This is a genomic window from Bradyrhizobium sp. USDA 10063, assembly GCF_054063735.1.
Genome location: NZ_JBSSGP010000002.1, coordinates 4,977,908 through 4,993,197 on the forward strand (window position 1 = coordinate 4,977,908; position 15,290 = coordinate 4,993,197).

Below are 15,290 nucleotides of genomic sequence, written 5' to 3' on the forward strand. Positions count from 1 at the left end.
TTTAGTTCTGCTGCGCCGGGCCGAGATGGGCCGCGTCGATCACGAATTTCGACAGCGCACGGCCGAGACAGGCATGCACCCGCTTGGCCAGTTCCACGCCGTGGGTGGCGCTGAACAGGTCGAAATCACCGGCATCGTTCCAGTGATGCATGATGGCGAAACGATCGAACAGCGGAACATCATGTTCTTGTGCCGAGACCCGCATGTTATCTAGGTATGGTGAGCCGGAAATCATGCTCTCGGTGCGGGGGCTGTACTGAAGGTTGACCAGGACCACGTCGGTTCCCGCCTGTTGCAACGCACCAATCCCCGCATCGATGGCGTTGCGGAAGTCATCGGGATCAGTCGATCGGATAGCATCGACGGTACCGGTCTGCCAGATGACCAAAATAGGCCATTTTGCTTCCACGAGCTTAACGAGGGTACCGGCCGTATCCTCCGCGGTCTTGGCCCCCTGCAGCTCCACGGACAGATTCACAGTGGTCGTGGGCAGGCTTTCCTTGAGCGCCGCCTGCAACTTCGCCGGGTAGGCGCTTCCTTCCGACGAGGGAATGGTCGAGGAGCGGCTGCCGACCACCAGCACGTTCAGGGGCTGGCCGCTCTGCACCGCCTCGGTCACCTTGCGCAACGAGCTTTCGGTGGACAGCAGATTGGCCGGGACGTCGCAGATCTGTTCGGGATCGCCGGCGCGTGCCGGGGCCGTGGCCAGATAACCGGCCAGCACTGTCAAGCCCAGCACAGTCCATAAGCCGGACTTCATACCGCCCCTCCCGCCAGATCGGCATTGCCGCCGGCGCTCTTGTATCGTGAGGCGCCTTTGTCGGCGGAGTGCTTGTACCACGAAATCACCCACGCCATGGCGCACATGATGACAATTCCGGTGACGCTGACCAGGAAGTGCATCCCGGCGCCGCCGGACACCTCGGCCAAGATGAAATGCCCGGCAAACGCCAGGAACACGCCAAGGCAGAATATCTCAAGGGAGTGCTGGCCGCAGAGGATCAAAGGTCGCAGCCAAGGCGATCGCAGGCCCGGCCAATCCTTCGGCAGGACCCGGACGGTAATCGCCGCCAGCGCCAGGAAATGGGCGAAGCGCAATACGTCCAGATCGGTCTTGTTGATCGGGTACATCCACTGCTCGATGCGGCGCGGCACGATATGGCCGAGCTGCGGCAGGTACCAGGAGAGCGTGACCAGGAAGGCAGCGAACAGATAGGCGATGCAGATCCAGAGCGTGATCGGAGAGGCCAGGATGCGCGACATTCGTCTTGCCCCGCCGAGCGCACACCAGGCGCCGAACACGAACAGCAATTGCCAGGCGAACGGATTGAACGCCCAGACGCCGTTCGGATAGGCGCTGAGATAGAGATCGAAATGCCAGGTCAGGACGTACAGGGCGGCCGAGAGCGCCAGCGTCACGTCGGTCCGCCATTTCATCAGCCACAGGATCAAGGGCAGGAACAGCATCAGCACGATGTAGAGCGGCAGCACGTCCATGTTGACGGGGCGGAAGCGCAACAGCAGCGCCTGGACGATGGTGACATCGGGCTGCTTGAGGAAATCCATGATCCCCATCTCTTCGCTGTAGAGCGGGTTCTCGAAGCGGGTGGCGACGTAGGAGATTTCCGCAAGGAAGATCGTGAACAGGAACACGTGCGCGACGTAGATCTGCCAGACGCGGCGCAGGATGCGCGCGGTCGCAACCACGAAACCGGCCTGGAGCATCGCGCGGCCATAGACGAAAGCCGCGGTGTAGCCGGAGATGAAGATGAAGATCTCGGTCGCGTCGGAGAAGCCGTAATTGCGGATCGTGAGCCAGGTCAGGATGTTCGTCGGCAAATGGTCGATGAAGATCAACCACAGCGCGAGCCCGCGGAATAAATCCAATCGCAATTCGCGCTCGGAGGTCGCCTGCAGCGTGATCGCGGGCGCGGCGGCGGCCGCTTCGCTCGCGTTATTGGCGTCGGCAAGCTGCGTCCCGGAAATTGGATCGGCAATCGACGTCATCGGGCACCGTGAACGAACAGAGTTTTGCGCCGCCCCGATTCAAAAAAACATAATATCTGCCCGCAACTTGCAGACAAGAGACGTGGACTGGGCGCGGACGCTCGCGGCTTTAGAGCGGAACTATGGTCAAACGGCGATGAAAAGCAGTAGCTAAGCAAACTTTCGTCGCCCGGCCCGACGATTGGTTCCGACGGACTTATTGGCTATGATGCGACTTCAGGAGACCTGATACGTGTACCGCGCCGTCACCCGCGACATCGAAGTCACTGTCGAGCCGAACTTCCTGCCGGAACGTTCGTCGGTCGAGAACCGGCAATATTTCTGGTCCTACACCATCGTCATCACCAATTCCGGCACCGAGACGGTGCAACTGCGCACCCGGTATTGGCTCATTACCGACGCCACCGGCCGCCAGCAGGAAGTGCGCGGCGAAGGCGTGGTCGGCGAGCAGCCGGTGCTCGCGCCGGGGGAGCGCTTCGAATACACCTCGGGCGTGCCGCTGCCGACCGCCTCCGGCTTCATGAGCGGGCGCTACCAGATGGTGAGCGAAAGCGGCGAACGGTTCGAGATCGACGTGCCGACATTTTCGCTCGACAGCCCCGCGGACGGGAAAAGGGTGTTGAATTAGCCTCTCGCCCTCACGCGGAGTCGTAGGGTGGGCAAAGGCGCGTCTTCGCGCCGTGCCCACCCTCAGCATTCCGCTCGCAATGGTGGGCACGCTACGCTTTGCCCACCCTACGTTCTACATTCGAGGCCCTACTCCACCCCGGCTTCTTCCGGCGTGAATTGATACACCGACGAGCAGAACTCGCAGGTGACGACGACCTTGCCGTCCTTCACCATGTCGGCGCGGTCCTTCGCCGTAAAGCTTTTCAGCATCGAGGACACCGCCTCGCGCGAGCAGGAGCATTGCGCGCGCAGCGGCAGCGGCGCGAACACGCGCACGCCGCGCTCGTGGAACAGGCGGTACAGCAACCGCTCGCCTGAGAGATCGGGATCGAGCAGTTCGATGTCTTCGACCGTGCCGATCAGCGACTGCCCCTCGACCCAGGCATCGTCGTCCGGGACCTCGTGGGCGACAGTGCCTTCGGGCGCATCGCCGGGATGCAGATCGGCCTGCCGCGCGCGCTCCGGCGCCTTCGGCAGGAACTGCAGCAGCATGCCGCCGGCCCGCCAGCGATGCTTGCCGCCATCGCCGCCGCGCCATTCCTCGCCGACCGCAAGCCGCACGCGCGTCGGGATCTGCTCCGAGCGCAGGAAGTACTCATGCGCTGCGTCCTCGAGGCTGCCGCCATGGAGCGCGACCAGGCCCTGGTAGCGGCTCATGTCCGGCCCCTGGTCGATGGTCATCGCCAGATGGCCCTTGCCGAGCAGCGCGCCGGAATCGAGCCCGTCATGCAGTCGCGCTGCATCGTAGCGCGCATAGGCCCGCAGCCGATCCGGCGCCTTGAAATCGACGATCAGGAACGAGACCGGACCGTCGGTCCGGGTCTGCAGGATGAAACGGCCGTCGAACTTCAGGGATGAACCGAGCAGCGTCGTCAGCACAATCGCCTCGCCGAGCAATTTGCCGACGGCAGGCGGATAATCGTGCTTGTGCAGGATGTCGTCGAGGGTGGGACCGAGCCGCGTCAGCCGGCCGCGCAGATCGAGTGCATCGATCTCGAACGGCAGCACCGCGTCGTCGACCGGCACGGCTGATGGCGCGCGGGTCGGCGTTTCCGTGATCTTGATGTCGGGGGATTGTGAAACCATGGCGCTTTATCTGGGGTCTCGAGAGGCGAAACGAAAGGGGTTCACATCTATCGTTGTTAGCCGTCATCCCTGCGAAAGCAGGGATCCATAACCACCGATGCTAGTATTGCGAAAAGCTGGGGCCGCAGCCTGATGCAACAACTCGCATCGGTGGTTGTGGGTCCCGGCTCGCGCTTCGCTTGGCCGGGACGACAGCTATGTTGGCGACGCGCTACGCGACTGCGTCGAAACACCAGGCCAGAATGCCCTTTTGCGCATGCAGGCGGTTCTCGGCCTCATCGAACACCACCGACTGCGGACCGTCGATCACTTCGTCAGTGACTTCCTCGCCGCGATGTGCGGGCAGGCAATGCATGAACAATGCATCGGGCTTCGCCAGCGACATCAGCTTGGCATTGACCTGATAGGGCCGGAGCAGATTGTGCCGGTGCTCGCCGTCCTTGTCGCCCATCGACACCCAGGTGTCGGTGACGACGCAGTCGGCGCCGCGCACGGCTGCCTCGGGGTCGTTGCCAAGCACGATCGGCGCCTGGGTCGCCTTGATCCAGTCGCGCATCACCTTCTTGGGCGCGAGTTCCGGCGGCGTCGCAATGTTGAGTCTGAACTTGAAGCGCTCGGCGGCATGCGCCCATGATGCCAGCACGTTGTTGTCGTCGCCGGTCCAGGCCACGGTCTTGCCCTCGATCGAACCGCGACGCTCCTCGAACGTCATCAGGTCGGCCATCACCTGGCAGGGATGCGAGCGGCGCGTCAGCCCGTTGATGACGGGGACGGTGGCATGCGCGGCAAGCTCCAGCAGCGCCTCGTGGTTGAGGATGCGGATCATGATCGCATCGACATAGCGCGACAGCACGCGCGCCGTGTCGGCGATGGTCTCGCCGCGGCCGAGCTGCATCTCGGCACCGGTGAGCATGATCGATTCACCGCCGAGCTGGCGCATGCCGACATCGAACGATACCCGCGTGCGGGTCGAGGGGCGCTCGAAGATCATTGCCAGCGTCTTGCCCTCGAGCGGCTTCGTAGCTTTCTCATGCGCCTTCAGTCTCGCCTTCATGGCGGTGCCGGCGGCAAGCATGGCGCGCAGCTCGTTCAGCGGCATCTCGCTGATATCGAGGAAATGACGGGGCATCGTGCTCATTGCCCCGCTGCCTTCTTTGAGGGGTCGCTGGAGAGCGCAGCGCAGGCGCGCTCGAGGCAGGCGATGGACTGCTCGATTTCGGCCTCGCCGACGATCAGCGGTGCGAGGAAACGCACCACGTTGTCGCCGGCGCCGACCGTGAGCAGCTTCTGCTCGCGCAGGGCGTTGACGAGGTCGCCCGAAGGCACCACGGCCTTGACGCCGATCAGAAGCCCCTCGCCGCGCACTTCGGATAGAATGGACGGATAGCGATCGACCACGGAGGCGAGCTTCTGCTTGAGCAGGAGCGACATCTTCTGCACGTGATCGAAGAAGCCGGGCTGCAGCATCACGTCGAGCACGGCGCTGGCGGCCGCGACCGCAAGCGGGTTGCCGCCGAAGGTCGAGCCGTGCGAGCCCGGCGCCATGCCGGACGCGGCTTCCGCGGTCGCGAGGAAGGCGCCGATCGGAAAGCCGCCGCCGAGCGCCTTGGCGAGCGACATCACATCAGGCGTGACCCCGACGCGCTTGTAGGCGAAGAGCTCGCCGGTGCGGCCCATGCCGGTCTGCACCTCGTCGAAGGCGAGCAGCAGGCCGTGCTCGTCGCAGAGCTGGCGCAGCGCCTTGAAGAAGGCTGGCGGCGCACTGCGCACACCGCCTTCGCCCTGCACCGGTTCGATCAGGATGCCCGCGGTCTGTGGACCGATCGCGCGTTTCACCGCTTCGATGTCGCCGTGCGGCACCTGGTCGAAGCCGTCCATCGGCGGACCGAAGCCCTCGAGATATTTGGCGGCGCCGGTCGCGGCGAGCGTCGCGAGCGTACGGGCCGTGGAAGGCGCCGTCGAAGGTGATGATGCGATAGCGTTCCGGGCGCCCCTTCGAGAAGTGATAGTGGCGCACGAGCTTGATCACGCCCTCCATCGCTTCAGCGCCGGAATTGCAGAAGAACACGAGGTCCGCAAAACTCTGCTCGCACAGCCGCGCGGCCAGCTTCTCGCCGTCCGGGCTCTTGAACAGGTTCGACATGTGCCAGAGCTTTGTCGCCTGTTCCTGCAGCGCCTTCACCAGATGCGGATGGGCGTGGCCGAGCGCGTTCACCGCGACGCCGGAGGTGAAATCGAGATAGCGCTCGCCCTTGGTCGAGATCAGCCAGCAGCCTTCGCCGCGCTCGAAGCCGAGATCGGCCCTGGCAAAAACGGGAAGCAGATGCGACGTGGCGCTGTCGGTCATGGCGATCACTGAAGAGTTTCAGACAAGCCTTTTCAGATAAGCCCTGGCGGCGTGAGGCACGCGGCTAGATGCTCATCCAGCGAAAACAAAACGTGCCGCCTTTGCAGGGCGGCACGTAGAGGCATTCTATGCGCGCGGCGGGTGCTGTCAATCGCCACGAAGCCGCCAAGCTGCGCTGCAAAGTACAGGTATTCCGTAGCTTTCCGGTGTGGTGGAAAAGCCCGATTGCAATCCCTAAATGTCGGAACATGTGGACGCACAGGCGCGGACTCTTGCGCCAGAGTCACGCCATATTGTAGCGTCTGGGCTGTCGGGTACGACATCTCGTGCGGCGGTTTTGATCCCAAGAGTTCTCTGTGTGCAGCGTACACGTTCGGGCGCGCTTTTCGCGCCCGGCGAGCCTTAAGGGATTCTGCCCGCAGGGATTTTTGAGATTTGGCATCGCAGCGCCGTCCAAGGATCGGCCGGCGCAACGCGAAGGGAAACATGCGATGACGGTATTGACCTGGTCCGACGAACGCGTCGAGCAGTTGAAGAAGCTCTGGGAAGCCGGGCTTTCGGCGAGCCAGATCGCTGCGGAACTCGGCAACGTGACGCGCAATGCGGTGATCGGCAAGGTTCATCGGTTGGGCCTGTCTGGCCGCGCCAAGAGTCCCGCTGCGGCAGCGCCGCGGCAGCGCAAGGCGCGTCCCGCACAGCCGATGATGCGGGTGGCGCGACCGGTCTCCCGCGGCAACACCGCGCTCGCCCATGTCTTCGAGGTGGAGGTGGAAGCCGACCCGGTCGCCTATGACAATGTGGTGCCGATGAACCAGCGCCTGTCGCTGCTCGAATTGAACGAGGCCACCTGCCACTGGCCGGTCGGCGATCCCTCGAGCCCGGAATTCTTCTTCTGCGGCGGCAAGGCGCTTCCCGGCCTGCCCTATTGCGCGCACCACTCGCGGGTCGCCTACCAGCCGGCGGCCGACCGCCGCCGTCCGACAGCCAAGCCGTCACACGGCAAGTAAGCCGGGTTGCATCAACGAATGTCGTCCCGCGAACGCCGGGACCCATAACCACAGGTGTTCGTGGTTACTGCCCGCTGGGGCCCAGCGTGTTCAAACAAATGGCTGCGGTGGTTATGGGTCCCGGATCAAGCCCGGGACGACGAGTCAGCGATCTTACGATGGCTCGGCCTTCGCGAAGCGATCATCCAGCGCGTAGCCGGCGCCGCGCACGGTGCGGATCGGGTCCTGCTCGCGGCCGGGATTGAGCAATTTGCGCAGGCGGCCGATGTGGACGTCGACGGTGCGCTCGTCGATATAGATGTCGCGGCCCCAGACGCTGTCGAGCAATTGCTCGCGGCTGAACACGCGGCCCGGATGCTCCAGGAAGAACTCCAGCAGCCGATATTCGGTCGGGCCGAGATCGATCGGCCGGCCCGAGCGCGCGACGCGGCGCTTCTCGCGATCGAGTTCGATGTCGCCATAGGTGAGCACGGTGGCGAGCCGCTCCGGGCTTGCCCGACGCAACAGGCCCTTCACCCGTGCAAGCAGCTCGGGCACCGAGAACGGCTTGACGATGTAGTCGTCGGCGCCGGTAGCCAGCCCTCTCACGCGCTCGCTTTCCTCGCCGCGCGCGGTCAGCATGATGATCGGGAGCTGCTTGGTCTCGGGCCGCGCCCGCAGGCGGCGGCACAGCTCGATGCCGGAGAGCCCCGGCAGCATCCAGTCGAGCACGACAAGGTCGGGAATGCGTTCCTTGAGCCTTGTGTCCGCATCGTCTCCACGGGCGACCGTTTCGACATCATAGCCTTCTGCATCGAGATTGTAGCGCAACAGCGTCGTCAGCGCTTCTTCGTCTTCGACCACCAGAATGCGAGCGCTCATCGGCTTGGCTTCTCCTATAGCGGGACGACTCTCTGCTCAATCGTCATCCCGCTCGTCAATGTTTGAGCATGATCCTGTCGGAAACCGGGTTCGGTTTTCCGGATCGTGCGCTAGTTACCTGGAACAGTGGTAGCGAACGTCGTCATATCCCCCTTCGGACGCTTGTCGGTCATCTGCTGACCCTCGATCATGTAGAAGACCGTTTCAGCGATGTTCGTGGCGTGGTCGCCGATCCGCTCGATGTTCTTGGCGCAGAACATCAGGTGGATGCAGAACGAGATGTTGCGCGGATCTTCCATCATGTAGGTGAGGAGTTCGCGGAACAGCGAGGTGCAGATCGCGTCCACTTCCTCGTCGCTCTTCCAGACGTTCATCGCCGCCGGCAGATCGTGCGCGGCATAGGCGTCGAGCACGGATTTGACCTGCGACAGCACGAGGTCGGTCATGTGCTCCAGGCCGCGGATCAACTTGAGCGGCTGGAAGTCGTTTTCCAGCGCGGCGACGCGCTTGCCCATGTTCTTGGCGAGGTCGCCGATCCGCTCGAGGTCGGTCGCCACCCGCATCGCGCCCACGATCTCGCGCAGGTCGACGGCCATCGGCTGGCGGCGGGCGATCGTCAGCACGGCGCGCTCTTCGATCACGCGCTGCAGGCTGTCGATCTCGATGTCGGAAGCGACGACACGCTTGCCTAGCGCGATGTCGCGGCGGATCAGCGCATCGACGGATTCGGTAATCATCCGTTCGACCAGCCCGCCCATCTCCGCGACCAGGCGGGTCAGTTCCTGAAGATCGCTGTCGAACGCCTTGGCGGTATGTTCAGAAGCCATGATGTCCCTCCTCAGCCGAACCGGCCGGTAATGTAGTCCTGGGTGCGTCGATCGCTCGGCGAGGTGAAGATCTTGCTGGTGTCGTCGAACTCGATCAGTTCGCCCAGATACATGAAGGCGGTCTTGTCTGAGACGCGCGCCGCCTGCTGCATGTTATGCGTGACGATCGCGATCGTGTAGTCCTCCGACAGCTCCTGGATCAATTCCTCGACCTTGGCGGTCGAGATCGGATCGAGCGCCGAGCAGGGCTCGTCGAACAGGATCACTTCGGGCCGCACCGCAACCGTACGGGCGATGCAGAGGCGCTGCTGCTGGCCGCCGGAGAGGCTCAGGCCGGAGGCGTTGAGCTTGTCCTTGACCTCGTTCCACAGCGCGCCGCCGCGCAGGGCCTTCTCGACGCGCCCGTCCATTTCGGACTTCGAGATCTTCTCGTAGAGGCGGATGCCGAAGGCGATGTTCTCATAGATCGTCATCGGGAACGGCGTCGGCTTCTGGAACACCATCCCGATCCGCGCCCGCAGCAGGTTGAGGTCGAGCTTAGGGTCAAGGATGTTGGTCTGGTCCAGCATCAACTGCCCGGTGGCGCGCTGGCCCGGATAGAGATCGTACATCCGGTTGAAGATCCGCAGCAGCGTTGACTTGCCGCAACCGGACGGACCGATGAAGGCGGTGACGCGGTTGGTTCCGAGCGTCAGGTTGATGTTCTTCAGCGCGTGGTGCTCGCCGTAATAGAAGTTGAGGCTGCGCGCGGTCACCTTCGGCGGCGCTTCCGGCAGCGACTTCTGGGGAATGGCCGCGCTCGGGCTGGTCGTCGATACGGACAGATCGGTCATTTTGCGCTCCTTTCGGCGCCGAGGATGCGCGCGCCGATGTTGAGCGCGAGCACGGTCAAGGTGATGAGCAAAGCGCCGCTCCAGGCAAGTTCCTTCCAATAGGCGTAGGGGCTTTGCACGAAGTTGTTGATGGTCACCGGCAGGTTCGCCATCGTCTTGGTCAGGTTCAGGCTGAAGAACTGGTTGGACAGCGCGGTGAACAACAGCGGCGCGGTCTCGCCGGCAACGCGGGCGGTCGCCAGCAGCACGCCCGTGATCAGGCCGGAGCGCGCCGCGCGATAGGCGATCCTCTTGATCACCAGCGAGCGCGGAAGGCCAAGCGCCGACGCCGCCTCGCGCAGCGGGTTCGGGACGAGCAGCAGCATGTCCTCGGTGGTGCGCAGCACGACGGGGATGACGATCACCGCCAGCGCCAGGCAGCCGGCCAGTGCAGAGAAGCCGCCCATCGGCACGACGACGGCGCCATAGATGAACAGGCCGATGATGATCGACGGCGCGCTCAGGAGGATGTCGTTGATGAAGCGGATCACCGAGGTGAGCCGGTCATGCTTGCCGTATTCGGCGAGATAGGTGCCGGCAAACAGGCCGAGCGGCGCGCCGATGCCGACGCCGATCACGGTCATGATCAACGAACCGACGATCGCGTTCAAGAGGCCGCCATCGGTGGAGCCGGGCGGCGGCGTGTTCTTCGTGAACACGTCGAGGCTAAGGCCGGCGAGACCGTTGTAGAACAGCGTGAACAGGATCAGCGCCAGCCAGGTCACCCCGAACGCGGCAGCGGCGATGCAAAGCCCGCGGACGATGATGTCGTTGCGGCGGCGGGACCTGTAAATCGGATTCATGGCTCAGTTCCCAGCCTTCTTTTCCAGACGCATCAGCATCAGTCGCGCGCAGGCGAGAACAATGAACGTCAGCACGAACAGCAAGAGGCCGAGCAGGATCAGGCCCGACTGGTGCAATCCGTCACTCTCGGCGAATTCGCTCGCGATCGCCGCCGAGATCGTAGTGCCCGGGGCGAAGATCGACGAGGAGATGCGGAACGAGTTGCCGATGATGAAGGTCACGGCCATGGTCTCGCCGAGCGCGCGGCCGAGCGCCAGCATGATGCCGCCGATCACGCCGACGCGGGTATAGGGGATCACGACGTTGCGGACGACTTCCCAGGTGGTGCAGCCGACCCCGTAGGCCGCCTCCTTGAGGACGGGTGGCACCGTCTTGAACACGTCGACCGAGATTGCCGTAATGAAGGGCAGCACCATGATCGCCAGGATCAGCGCGGCGTTGAACAGGCTGAGATAGGACGGCGGGCCTGCGAACACCGCGCCCAGCACCGGCACGCCGTCGAACAGGCGGATCATGAACGGCTGGAAGGTATTGGCGAGGAACGGGCCCAGCACGAAGAAGCCCCACATGCCGTAGATGATCGAGGGGATGCCGGCGAGCAGCTCCACTGCGATGCCGATCGGGCGGCGCAGCCATTGCGGACAGAGCTCGGTGAGGAACACGGCGATGCCGATGCCGACGGGGATGGCGATCATCATTGCGATCACCGAGGTGATCAGCGTGCCATAGATCGGCCCGAGCGCACCAAGCACCGGCGGATCGGCCGATGGCGCCCAGCGTTGCGTCGACAGGAAGGCGAGGCCGTATTCCTTGATCGCCGGCCAGGCGCCGACGATCAGCGAAAGGATGATGCCGCCGAGGATCAGGAGCACCGAAATCGCGCAGGCCCGGGTGATCCAGTAGAAGGTGATGTCACCGAGTTTGAAAGCGCTGAGGGCCTTGGCACGATCGTAAGGTCCAGCCGCCGTCATTACGTCGCCTTGAACGGCCATGTCTGCCACGCCAATCCCCTGTGTTGACTTGATACAATAAAAAGGTCGCTTCCGCGTGAGCGATCCTGTTGACGATCAGTCCGGCGTCACTCCGGGGTCCGAAGACCAGACCCGGAACCCCCCAGGGATTCCGGGATCACTTTCAGTGCTCGCGCCCCGGAAGATGATGGGGCGCGAGGCTTGCGACGCAAGGCTCAGCTCTTGATGTCCGACGACCAGGTCTTTTCGATCAGCTTGACGACCGATTCCGGCATCGGAATGTAGTCGAGCTCCTCGGCCATCTTGCCGCCCTTCTCGAACGACCACTTGAAGAACTTGATGGCTTCGGCCGAAGCCGCCTTATCCGCCGGCTGCTTGTGCATCAGGATGAAGGTCGCCGCCGTGATCGGCCAGGAGCCGTCGCCCGGCTGGTCGGTCAGGATCACGTAGTAGCCCGGAGCCTTGGACCAGTCGGCATTGGACGCGGCCGCCTGGAAAGCTGCCATGGTCGGCTGCACGGTCTTGCCGGCCTTGTTGATCATGGAAGCGTAGGTCAGCTTGTTCTGCTTGGCGTAGGCATATTCGACATAGCCGATGGCGTTCTTGGTCTGGCTGATATTGCCGGCCACGCCCTCATTACCCTTGGCGCCGACACCGACCGGCCATTCGACCGCGGTACCCGAGCCGACCTTGGACTTCCAGTCGGCGCTCGCCTTCGAGAGATAGTCGGTGAAGTTGAACGTGGTACCCGAGCCGTCGGAACGGCGGACCACCGTGATCGCGTCGGACGGCAGCTTCAGCTTCGGATTGAGCTTGGCGATCGCCGCATCGTCCCACTTGGTGATCTTGCCGAGATAGATGTTGGCAAGCACATCGCCCGACAGCACCAACTCGCCCGGCTTCACGCCTTCGAGATTCACGACCGGCACGATCGCGCCCATCACCATCGGCCACTGGGAGAGGCCATCCTTTTCAAGCTGCTCGGGCTTGAGCGGAGCATCGCTGGCGCCGAAGGTCACGGTCTTGGCCTGGATCTGCTTGATGCCGGCGCCCGAACCGATCGACTGATAGTTCAGGCCGTTGCCGGTCTCCTTCTTATAGGCGTCCGCCCACTTGGAATAGATCGGGAACGGAAATGTCGCGCCCGCGCCGGTGATATCGGCCGCAAAGGCCGACGTCGAAACGGCGACCAGGCCGGCAGCGACGATTGTCCTAAAGAAATTCATGGGGTGGTCTCCATCCTGTGAGCGAACGCGCCGGATGCGCCCGATCGCGCTCACGCCGGTCCGTTTAGGAGCGGTCGATGCTCGTTTTACGAAGGTTGGATGACAGTTGGATGACACATCCAAGCAATTGAAATTGCTTGTTTTTATGCCGCTGCAGCAGTCTTTACCTGGGGAAAACAGGCGGTAAAAGTAGCGCCGTTTTTCGGCACGCTTTCGATCAAAAGACGGCCGCGATGACGGTTAAGAATATGTTTCACCAAGGATAATCCGAGCCCGGTTCCGCCCTGGGCGCGGCTGTCGCCGACATCCACCCGATAGAAGCGCTCGGTCAGCCGCGGCAGGTGTTCTGGAGCAATGCCGGGACCGAAATCACGCACCATGACCCGGATCTCCGGGGTCCCCTCGCCGGAGGTGGCCTCCTTCAGCGAGACGATCACCTTGCCGCCGGAGGCGCCGTATTTCAGCGCGTTCTCGATCAGGTTCTCGAACAACCGCAACAATTCCTCGCGGTCGCCCGCGATCATGACCGGCGTCTCCGGAAGCTCGATCTCGATCACAACCTGCCGCTCGCGCGCCAGCGGCTCCAGGCCGTCGGCGACCTGACGGATGATCGGGATCAGGTCGACGCAGGTGTCGGGGCGGACATGGGCCGAGAGCTCGACGCGCGACAGCGACAACAGATCGTCGATCAGCCGCGCCATCCGGGTGGCCTGGGTGTGCATGATGCCGAGGAAGCGCTCCCGCGCCCGCGGATCGTCCCTGGCCGGCCCCTGCAGGGTGTCGATGAAGCCCGACAGCGCGGCGAGCGGCGTCCGCAGTTCGTGGCTGGCATTGGCGACGAAGTCGGCGCGCATTTCCTCGACCCGGCGCAGCGGCGTCAGGTCGTGGAAGGTCATCAGCATGCATTTGTCGGTGCCGCCGAACAGCGTCGGCACCGGCACCGGCGTGATCACCAATTCCATCCAGCGATCGACCGGGACATGGTCGAGATAGGAAGCGCGCCGCGGCTCGGTGGTGGCGATCGCCTCGCGCAGCGCGGTGATGATCTCGGGCGAGCGCAGCGCGAACTGCGCCAGCTCGTTCTTGCGCAATGCCGGCGCGAGCTGGGCCGCCGCGGCATTGAGGTGGATGACGCGGCCGGCGCGGTCGAGCAGCACAGCCGGGTCCGGCATGCCGGCAACGACGGCGGCAACCGCCCCGGTCTCGACCGGGTTGACGCTGCGGGTATCCTCGCGGGAGGCCGCCACGTCGTGCAGGCGCCAGGGGACCAGCGCCGCGGCGGCAATGCAAAGGAACACCGCAGAAGCCCGGATCAGCGAGAGTTCATCGAGCGCAACCAGCACGCTGAGCGCCAGCCCCGCCGCAAGCAGGACAATGGCCGAATGCCGCAGCCGGTCGGGCCACGGCGAGAAGAAGGAGGAAGAGGATTCGTGAAGTGCCATGGAGCCGGCTTCTTCCTGTTCAGGCGACGGCGTCAGGCGCTGGTGTCTCCACGCTCGCGGACATAAATGGCCTCATGTCGCGGTTCGGCGTCGGGGCCAGCAGCCAAATGGCGCAGCCGCTTGATTCGCGTTCCGAGGATAACCTCCCGAAGCGTCAGCAAGATTACAGATATGACAAAGGGTGAAATATAGTAGAGCATCCGGAACAAGAGCATGCCGCCGAGCAGATCCTCGCGGTCCATCTGCCAGAGGCCGACCAGCATGGCGGCGTCGAATACGCCAAGGCCGCCGGGCGAGTGGCTGGCAAAGCCCAATAGCGTCGCCGAGACGAAAATGACGGCCACCACGATGAAGCCGAGATTGGGCTCGTCGGGCACCAGCACATACATCGCCAGCGCGCAGAAGGCGAGGTCGACGATGCCGATGCAGATTTGCAGGAGCGTCAGGGGCCCGCCCGGCAGCGTCACTGTCCAGGGCCCGCGGCCGACGACCCGCGGCTGGGTCCAGACCCAGACCACATAAGCCACCAGCGCGACGATGATCGCGAATGCCGCGATCCGATTGAGCCAGGGCGGAAGCTGGTCGATCGAAGCGGCGGCCTCCGGGTGATAGGCAATCCCGATGCCGAGCACGGCGGCATTGCCGAGCCAGAAGGTCAGCCCGGCCAGGAAGCAGATCTTGGCGACATCGATCGCGTTCAGCCCCCAGGCCGAATAGATGCGGTAGCGCACCGCCCCGCCGGTGAAGACGCTGGCGCCGACATTGTGCCCGATCGAATAGGAGGTGAAGGCGGCGAGCGCGTTGATGCGGTAGGGAACGTGGCTGTGGCCGATCGCGCGCACCGCGAACAGATCGTAGAAGGTCAGCGTGAAATAGCCGGCGGCCACGAACAGCGCCGCCAGGGCGATCTGACGCGGCTCGGTGCCCTTGATGGCCTCCAGCACCTCATTGGTGTCGATGCCGCGGAGCATGTGATAGAGCACGTAGCAGGCGATCGCGATGACCGTGATGCTGATCGCAACGCCGAATTTGTGCAGGACCTGCTTCTGGCGCAGAAACGCGATCGCCCTGCGGATTGCTTCCAGCATCTAGACCTCGAATTGCGATCCCGCGACGACGGCTACCGGGCGAACCCCGCCGACGCTCCGCTGCTCCCTCTCGCCTGTCGTAG

General features: G+C 63.8%; 14 protein-coding genes and 1 pseudogene. 2 read left to right on the top strand and 13 right to left on the bottom strand.

The features are described 5' to 3' along the window. Window position 1: 1 nt before the first annotated feature. Together ACVJGD_RS25570 and ACVJGD_RS25575 are read right to left on the bottom strand one after the other, a co-directional pair. Complete coding sequence (locus ACVJGD_RS25570) at window positions 2-760, bottom strand: SGNH/GDSL hydrolase family protein (RefSeq protein WP_456636902.1); 759 nt, start codon at window positions 758-760, stop codon at window positions 2-4. After that, on the bottom strand, window positions 757-2,007 hold the full coding sequence (locus ACVJGD_RS25575; RefSeq protein WP_456636903.1) for an OpgC domain-containing protein: 1,251 nt from the start codon (window positions 2,005-2,007) through the stop codon (window positions 757-759). Before ACVJGD_RS25575 ends, ACVJGD_RS25570 begins: the two co-directional genes overlap by 4 nt. A 232-nt stretch (window positions 2,008-2,239) precedes the next feature. Between ACVJGD_RS25575 and apaG the strand changes: the two genes are divergently transcribed. Next, window positions 2,240-2,635: a Co2+/Mg2+ efflux protein ApaG gene (gene apaG / locus ACVJGD_RS25580; RefSeq protein WP_456636904.1), complete on the top strand. Its 396-nt coding sequence runs from the start codon at window positions 2,240-2,242 to the stop codon at window positions 2,633-2,635. 128 nt (window positions 2,636-2,763) lie between these two features. On the opposite strand, the gene ACVJGD_RS25585 is transcribed toward apaG, so the two are convergent. From ACVJGD_RS25585 to ACVJGD_RS25595, 3 genes and pseudogenes are all read right to left on the bottom strand, one after another. After that, on the bottom strand, window positions 2,764-3,762 hold the full coding sequence (locus tag ACVJGD_RS25585; protein WP_456636905.1) for an Hsp33 family molecular chaperone: 999 nt from the start codon (window positions 3,760-3,762) through the stop codon (window positions 2,764-2,766). 211 nt (window positions 3,763-3,973) lie between these two features. Then, complete coding sequence (gene argF, locus ACVJGD_RS25590) at window positions 3,974-4,900, bottom strand: ornithine carbamoyltransferase (RefSeq protein ID WP_456636906.1); 927 nt, start codon at window positions 4,898-4,900, stop codon at window positions 3,974-3,976. Then, window positions 4,897-6,109 (bottom strand): annotated as a pseudogene (locus tag ACVJGD_RS25595) (acetylornithine transaminase). The gene argF and the pseudogene ACVJGD_RS25595 overlap by 4 nt, the downstream one beginning before the upstream one ends. Window positions 6,110-6,600: 491 nt before the next feature. Between ACVJGD_RS25595 and ACVJGD_RS25600 the strand changes: the two are divergent. Then, entirely contained in the window at window positions 6,601-7,116 is a 516-nt protein-coding gene (locus ACVJGD_RS25600; protein WP_456636907.1) for a GcrA family cell cycle regulator, read from the top strand. 153 nt (window positions 7,117-7,269) lie between these two features. On the opposite strand, the gene phoB is transcribed toward ACVJGD_RS25600, so the two are convergent. The 8 genes from phoB to ACVJGD_RS25640 form a co-directional block, all read right to left on the bottom strand. Further along, entirely contained in the window at window positions 7,270-7,977 is a 708-nt protein-coding gene (gene phoB / locus ACVJGD_RS25605) for a phosphate regulon transcriptional regulator PhoB (protein ID WP_225120842.1), read from the bottom strand. Window positions 7,978-8,087: 110 nt separating this feature from the next. Next, complete coding sequence (phoU, locus tag ACVJGD_RS25610; RefSeq protein ID WP_130583023.1) at window positions 8,088-8,804, bottom strand: phosphate signaling complex protein PhoU; 717 nt, start codon at window positions 8,802-8,804, stop codon at window positions 8,088-8,090. A gap of 11 nt (window positions 8,805-8,815) precedes the next feature. Further along, the gene (pstB, locus tag ACVJGD_RS25615; RefSeq protein WP_456636908.1) at window positions 8,816-9,637 is read right to left on the bottom strand and encodes a phosphate ABC transporter ATP-binding protein PstB; all 822 of its coding nucleotides are present in this window, start codon (window positions 9,635-9,637) and stop codon (window positions 8,816-8,818) included. Continuing rightward, window positions 9,634-10,479 (bottom strand): phosphate ABC transporter permease PstA, encoded by an 846-nt coding sequence (gene pstA, locus ACVJGD_RS25620; protein WP_456636909.1) that lies wholly within the window; start codon window positions 10,477-10,479, stop codon window positions 9,634-9,636. The genes pstB and pstA overlap by 4 nt, the downstream gene beginning before the upstream one ends. A 3-nt stretch (window positions 10,480-10,482) precedes the next feature. Beyond that, window positions 10,483-11,472, bottom strand: coding sequence for a phosphate ABC transporter permease subunit PstC (gene pstC / locus ACVJGD_RS25625; protein WP_456640370.1), 990 nt, complete (start codon window positions 11,470-11,472; stop codon window positions 10,483-10,485). Window positions 11,473-11,666: 194 nt separating this feature from the next. Beyond that, window positions 11,667-12,677 carry a phosphate ABC transporter substrate-binding protein PstS gene (pstS, locus tag ACVJGD_RS25630; protein WP_456636910.1) on the bottom strand — a complete coding sequence of 337 codons (1,011 nt, stop codon included), beginning with the start codon at window positions 12,675-12,677 and terminating at the stop codon, window positions 11,667-11,669. A gap of 143 nt (window positions 12,678-12,820) precedes the next feature. After that, complete coding sequence (locus ACVJGD_RS25635) at window positions 12,821-14,119, bottom strand: ATP-binding protein (protein WP_456636911.1); 1,299 nt, start codon at window positions 14,117-14,119, stop codon at window positions 12,821-12,823. A 32-nt stretch (window positions 14,120-14,151) separates the two neighbouring features. Then, window positions 14,152-15,207 carry a lysylphosphatidylglycerol synthase domain-containing protein gene (locus tag ACVJGD_RS25640; RefSeq protein WP_456636912.1) on the bottom strand — a complete coding sequence of 352 codons (1,056 nt, stop codon included), beginning with the start codon at window positions 15,205-15,207 and terminating at the stop codon, window positions 14,152-14,154. Window positions 15,208-15,290: the final 83 nt, after the last annotated feature.

Excerpts from the sequence above, each read along its gene's own strand:
- ACVJGD_RS25570 (WP_456636902.1), bottom strand. The coding sequence starts at position 760 with ATGAAGTCCGGCTTATGGACTGTGCTGGGCTTGACAGTGCTGGCCGGT.
- ACVJGD_RS25575 (WP_456636903.1), bottom strand. The coding sequence starts at position 2,007 with ATGACGTCGATTGCCGATCCAATTTCCGGGACGCAGCTTGCCGACGCC.
- ACVJGD_RS25585 (WP_456636905.1), bottom strand. The coding sequence starts at position 3,762 with ATGGTTTCACAATCCCCCGACATCAAGATCACGGAAACGCCGACCCGC.
- argF (WP_456636906.1), bottom strand. The coding sequence starts at position 4,900 with ATGAGCACGATGCCCCGTCATTTCCTCGATATCAGCGAGATGCCGCTG.
- ACVJGD_RS25600 (WP_456636907.1), top strand. The coding sequence starts at position 6,601 with ATGACGGTATTGACCTGGTCCGACGAACGCGTCGAGCAGTTGAAGAAG.
- phoB (WP_225120842.1), bottom strand. The coding sequence starts at position 7,977 with ATGAGCGCTCGCATTCTGGTGGTCGAAGACGAAGAAGCGCTGACGACG.
- phoU (WP_130583023.1), bottom strand. The coding sequence starts at position 8,804 with ATGGCTTCTGAACATACCGCCAAGGCGTTCGACAGCGATCTTCAGGAA.
- pstB (WP_456636908.1), bottom strand. The coding sequence starts at position 9,637 with ATGACCGATCTGTCCGTATCGACGACCAGCCCGAGCGCGGCCATTCCC.
- pstA (WP_456636909.1), bottom strand. The coding sequence starts at position 10,479 with ATGAATCCGATTTACAGGTCCCGCCGCCGCAACGACATCATCGTCCGC.
- pstC (WP_456640370.1), bottom strand. The coding sequence starts at position 11,472 with ATGGCCGTTCAAGGCGACGTAATGACGGCGGCTGGACCTTACGATCGT.
- pstS (WP_456636910.1), bottom strand. The coding sequence starts at position 12,677 with ATGAATTTCTTTAGGACAATCGTCGCTGCCGGCCTGGTCGCCGTTTCG.
- ACVJGD_RS25635 (WP_456636911.1), bottom strand. The coding sequence starts at position 14,119 with ATGGCACTTCACGAATCCTCTTCCTCCTTCTTCTCGCCGTGGCCCGAC.
- ACVJGD_RS25640 (WP_456636912.1), bottom strand. The coding sequence starts at position 15,207 with ATGCTGGAAGCAATCCGCAGGGCGATCGCGTTTCTGCGCCAGAAGCAG.